This window comes from Falsihalocynthiibacter sp. S25ZX9 (genome assembly GCF_041205405.1).
GTDB lineage: Bacteria > Pseudomonadota > Alphaproteobacteria > Rhodobacterales > Rhodobacteraceae > Falsihalocynthiibacter > Falsihalocynthiibacter arcticus.
The window spans coordinates 1-325 of sequence record NZ_JBGFCD010000155.1 but is presented as its reverse complement, the minus strand read 5'-3'; the positions used below and the strand labels follow the sequence as shown (position 1 = coordinate 325).

Below are 325 nucleotides of genomic sequence, written 5' to 3'. Positions count from 1 at the left end.
TCCATCGGCGCACCTTGGCCTTGCGTTAAATCATGCCAAATCGCTTCGATTTCGGCTCGGGCAGCGGCGCTGTTGGGGGTGAAATAAACTTGATTTCCTGACAAGCGATCATGCCGATAATCGGTTTCGCTAGAGAGTTCGTGGACCTCCATATCGACCTTAATTTTCTCTATAAACGGTAGGAACAACTGTCGATTTAGCCCATCATTATAGAGGTCATCGGGAATGCGGTTCGACGTGGTAACAATCGCCACACCGAGGTCATGCAATTTCTCAAACAAGCGTCCAACGATCATCGCATCGGCAATATCGGTGATCTGCATTT

1 protein-coding gene is annotated in these 325 nt (G+C 48.6%); it reads right to left on the bottom strand.

Going from position 1 to position 325, the window contains the following annotated elements; translation table 11 throughout:
* On the bottom strand, positions 1–325 hold a 325-nt coding region (gene zapE, locus AB9F29_RS21690; protein ID WP_369757222.1), incomplete at both ends, for an AFG1/ZapE family ATPase.